Below are 4675 nucleotides of genomic sequence, written 5' to 3' on the forward strand. Positions count from 1 at the left end.
ACCCCGCCCTCCAGGAGAGCCTGCTGCTCGGCCGGGTCATCCGGGAGATCGGCCAGCTCGCGCTCGCCAAGGTGGTTTCACGGTCGGCAAGGACTACGAGGCCGGGGGCATCGCCAAGCACGGCGCCAAGATGGTGACCGCGGTGGCGTGCACCCGCGTGCCGAAGCTGACGGTCGTCGTCGGCGGCTCGTACGGCGCCGGCAACTACTCGATGTGCGGCCGGGCCTACTCCCCCCGCTTCCTGTGGATGTGGCCCGGCGCCAAGATCTCCGTGATGGGCGGCGAGCAGGCCGCGTCCGTCCTCGCGACCGTCAAGCGGGACCAGCTGGAGGCGCGCGGCGAGGAGTGGCCCGCCGACGAGGAAGAGGCGTTCAAGACGCCGATCCGGCAGCAGTACGAGCGCCAGGGCAGCGCCTACTACGCCACCGCCCGCCTCTGGGACGACGGCGTCATCGACCCGCTGGAGACCCGTCAGGTGCTGGGTCTGGCCCTGACCGCCTGTGCCAACGCGCCCCTGGGTGAGCCCCAGTTCGGCGTCTTCCGGATGTGAGGAGGAGGGGAATCGTGTTCGACACAGTGCTGGTGGCCAACCGGGGCGAGATCGCCGTCCGGGTGATCCGTACGCTGCGCTCACTGGGGGTGCGCTCCGTCGCCGTCTTCTCCGACGCCGACGCCGACGCCCGGCATGTACGGGAGGCCGACACGGCGGTCCGGATCGGTCCGGCGCCGGCGTCCGAGAGCTATCTGTCGGTGGAGCGGCTCCTGGAGGCGGCGGCCCGCACGGGTGCGCGGGCCGTGCATCCCGGGTACGGCTTCCTCGCGGAGAACGCCGGCTTCGCACGGGCCTGCGCCGACGCCGGGCTGGTGTTCATCGGGCCCTCCGCGGAGGCCATCTCCCTCATGGGCGACAAGATCCGCGCCAAGGAGACGGTGCGGGCGGCCGGGGTGCCGGTCGTGCCGGGCGGCCGTGATCCCGACCTCGCCGAGGCGGCCCGCGACCTGGGCGCGCCCGTGCTGCTCAAGCCCTCGGCCGGCGGTGGCGGCAAGGGCATGCGGCTGGTGCGGGACCTGTCGGTGCTGGAGGAGGAGATCGCCGCCGCCCGCCGTGAGGCCCGCGCCTCCTTCGGCGACGACACCCTCCTCGTGGAGCGCTGGGTGGACCGGCCCCGGCACATCGAGATCCAGGTCCTGGCGGACGGCCACGGCAACGTGGTGCATCTGGGCGAGCGCGAGTGCTCGCTCCAGCGGCGGCACCAGAAGATCATCGAGGAGGCGCCGAGCGTGCTCCTCGACGAGCGGACCCGGGCCGCGATGGGCGAGGCGGCGGTGCAGGCGGCCCGCTCGTGCGGGTACCGGGGCGCGGGCACGGTGGAGTTCATCGTGCCGGGCGACGACCCGTCGTCGTACTACTTCATGGAGATGAACACCCGGCTCCAGGTGGAGCACCCGGTGACCGAGCTGGTCGTGTCCGTCGCGGGCGGCTCGGCGGGTGGCCTCGACCTGGTGGAGTGGCAGCTGCGGGTGGCGGCGGGTGAGCGACTGCCGTTCGGACAGGGCGACATCACACTGACCGGACACGCCGTCGAGGCCCGGGTGTGTGCCGAGGACCCCGCGCGCGGCTTCCTGCCCTCCGGCGGCACGGTGCTGAGGCTGCGCGAGCCGCAGGGCGACGGGGTGCGCACCGATTCGGGCCTCAGCGAGGGCACGGAGGTCGGTTCGCTGTACGACCCGATGCTGTCCAAGGTGATCGCGTACGGGCCGGACCGCGCGACGGCGCTGCGCAAGCTGCGGTCCGCGCTCGCCGACACGGTGACGCTGGGCGTGCAGACCAACGCGGGGTTCCTGCGCCGGCTGCTGGCCCATCCGGCGGTCGTCGCGGGCGAGTTGGACACCGGGCTGGTGGAGCGCGAGGTGGACGGCCTCGTCTCCACCGACGTACCGGAGGAGGTCTACGAGGCGGCGGCGGCCGTACGGCTCCAGGCGCTGGAGCCTCGCCAGGAGGGCTGGACCGATCCGTTCTCCGTGCCGAGCGGCTGGCGTCTGGGCGGGGTGCCGAAGCCCGTGGGCTTCCACCTCCGGGTGCAGGACCCGGTGGAGTACGTGCCGCGCGGCACCCACACCGTCACCGACGAGACCGTCTCCGTCACCCTCGACGGCGTCCGGCACACCTTCCACCGCGCCGGGGACTGGATCGGCCGCGACGGCGACGCCTGGCAGGTGCGCGACCACGACCCGGTCGCCGCGTCCCTCACGGGCGCGCGGCACGCGGGCGCCGACTCGCTGACCGCTCCCATGCCCGGCACGGTCACCGTGGTCAAGGTCGCCGTCGGGGACGAGGTCGCCGCCGGACAGAGCCTGCTGGTCGTCGAGGCGATGAAGATGGAGCACGTCATCTCCGCCCCGCACGCCGGCACGGTCGCCGAACTGGACGTCACGCCGGGCACGACGGTCGCCATGGACCAGGTGCTCGCCGTCATCACCCCGGCAGAGGAGGAGCGGTGACACTCCCCATGGTCGTACCGGCCCCGGACCTGCCCGCGCGGGTGCGGATCCACGAGGTCGGAGCGCGTGACGGACTGCAGAACGAGAAGTCGACCGTGCCGACGGACGTGAAGGCGGAGTTCATCCACCGCCTCGCCGACGCCGGCCTCACGACCATCGAGGCGACGAGCTTCGTACACCCGAAATGGGTGCCCCAACTCGCCGACGCCGAGGAGCTGTTCCCGCGGGTCTCCGGCCTCCCGGCAAACCTGCCGGTGCTGGTGCCGAACGAGCGCGGCCTGGACCGCGCCCTGGCTCTCGGCGCCCGCCGGGTCGCGGTGTTCGCCAGCGCCACCGAGTCCTTCGCCAAGGCCAACCTCAACCGCACGGTGGACGAGGCGCTGGCCATGTTCGAACCGGTGGTGGCCCGCGCCAAGTCCCAGCAGGTCCATGTCCGCGGCTATCTCTCCATGTGCTTCGGCGACCCCTGGGAGGGCGCGGTCCCGATCCCCCAGGTGGTCCGGGTCTGCAGGGCCCTGCTGGACATGGGCTGCGACGAGCTGAGCCTCGGCGACACGATCGGGGTGGCGACCCCGGGGCATGTACAGGCCCTGCTCACCGAACTCGACGTCCCCGTCGAGAAGGTGGGCGTGCACTTCCACGACACCTACGGCCAGGCCCTCGCCAACACCCTGGCCGCCCTGCGGCACGGCGTCACGACCGTCGACGCCTCCGCCGGCGGGCTCGGCGGCTGCCCGTTCGCCAAGTCCGCCACCGGCAATCTCGCCACCGAAGACCTCGTGTGGATGCTCCAGGGTCTCGGCATCGACACCGGCGTCGACCTCGGCCGTCTCGTCGCCACGAGCGTGTGGATGGCCGAACAACTGGGCCGACCCAGCCCGTCCCGCACCGTCCGAGCCCTCTCCCACCAGGAGCAGTGATCAGCCATGGACTACCGACTCACCCCCGAGCTGGAGGAACTCCGGCGCACCGTCGAGGAGTTCGCGCACGACGTGGTGGCGCCGAAGATCGGCGAGTTCTACGAGCACCACGAGTTCCCCTATGAGATCGTCCGCGAGATGGGCCGCATGGGCCTGTTCGGACTGCCGTTCCCGGAGGAGTACGGCGGGATGGGCGGCGACTATCTGGCGCTCGGGGTGGCGTTGGAGGAGCTGGCCCGGGTGGACTCGTCGGTCGCGATCACCCTGGAGGCGGGTGTCTCGCTGGGCGCGATGCCGGTCCATCTCTTCGGCACCGACGCCCAGAAGCAGGAGTGGCTCCCCCGCCTCTGCTCCGGCGAGATCCTCGGTGCCTTCGGTCTCACGGAGCCCGACGGCGGCAGTGACGCCGGAGCCACCCGGACGACGGCCCGGCTGGACGAGTCCACGGACGAGTGGGTGATCAACGGCACCAAGTGCTTCATCACCAACTCCGGTACCGACATCACCGGGTTGGTGACGGTCACGGCGGTCACCGGCCACAAGCCCGACGGCAGGCCGCTGATCTCCTCGATCATCGTCCCGTCCGGCACCCCCGGCTTCACGGTCGCGCCGCCGTACTCGAAGGTCGGCTGGAACGCCTCCGACACCCGTGAGCTGTCCTTCTCCGACGTCCGGGTCCCCGCCGCCAACCTCCTGGGCGAAAGGGGCCGCGGGTACGCCCAGTTCCTGCGCATCCTCGACGAGGGCCGTATCGCCATCGCGGCGCTCGCGACCGGGCTCGCGCAGGGCTGTGTGGACGAGTCGGTCAAGTACGCCAAGGAGCGCCACGCCTTCGGGCGGCCGATCGGCGCCAACCAGGCCATCCAGTTCAAGATCGCCGACATGGAGATGAAGGCCCACACGGCCCGGCTGGCCTGGCGGGACGCGGCGGCGCGGCTGGTGTCGGGCGCCCCCTTCAAGAAGGAGGCGGCCCTGGCGAAGCTGTACTCGTCGACGGTCGCCGTGGACAACGCCCGCGACGCCACCCAGGTGCACGGCGGCTACGGCTTCATGAACGAGTACCCGGTGGCCCGGATGTGGCGCGACTCCAAGATCCTGGAGATCGGCGAGGGCACGAGTGAGGTCCAACGCATGCTGATCGCTGACGGACGCCGAGGCGCTCGCCCTGCTCCGTCCCGGATCGCGGAGACGAGCAGAAAACCCCGGCCCATCTCGATCATGATGAGTTTGACCCCGTCGAAGCCGTACCGCTT

At 71.7% G+C, this 4675-nt stretch carries 4 protein-coding genes; all 4 read left to right on the plus strand.

Translation table 11 applies throughout. The features are described from left to right. The coding region (locus ABZT17_RS44915) for a carboxyl transferase domain-containing protein (RefSeq protein WP_356357964.1) at positions 1 to 550 on the plus strand (550 nt) is incomplete at its 5' end. A 14-nt stretch (positions 551 to 564) separates the two neighbouring features. After that, positions 565 to 2502: a biotin carboxylase N-terminal domain-containing protein gene (locus tag ABZT17_RS44920; RefSeq protein WP_356357965.1), complete on the plus strand. Its 1938-nt coding sequence runs from the start codon at positions 565 to 567 to the stop codon at positions 2500 to 2502. Continuing rightward, positions 2499 to 3422: a hydroxymethylglutaryl-CoA lyase gene (locus ABZT17_RS44925; RefSeq protein ID WP_356357966.1), complete on the plus strand. Its 924-nt coding sequence runs from the start codon at positions 2499 to 2501 to the stop codon at positions 3420 to 3422. The genes ABZT17_RS44920 and ABZT17_RS44925 overlap by 4 nt, the downstream gene beginning before the upstream one ends. A gap of 6 nt (positions 3423 to 3428) precedes the next feature. Then, positions 3429 to 4675: acyl-CoA dehydrogenase family protein (locus ABZT17_RS44930; RefSeq protein ID WP_356357967.1), on the plus strand; the 1247-nt coding region annotated here is incomplete at its 3' end.

It is taken from the genome of Streptomyces sp. NPDC005648, from assembly GCF_040605395.1.
In the GTDB taxonomy this organism is placed as follows: Bacteria; Actinomycetota; Actinomycetes; order Streptomycetales; family Streptomycetaceae; genus Streptomyces.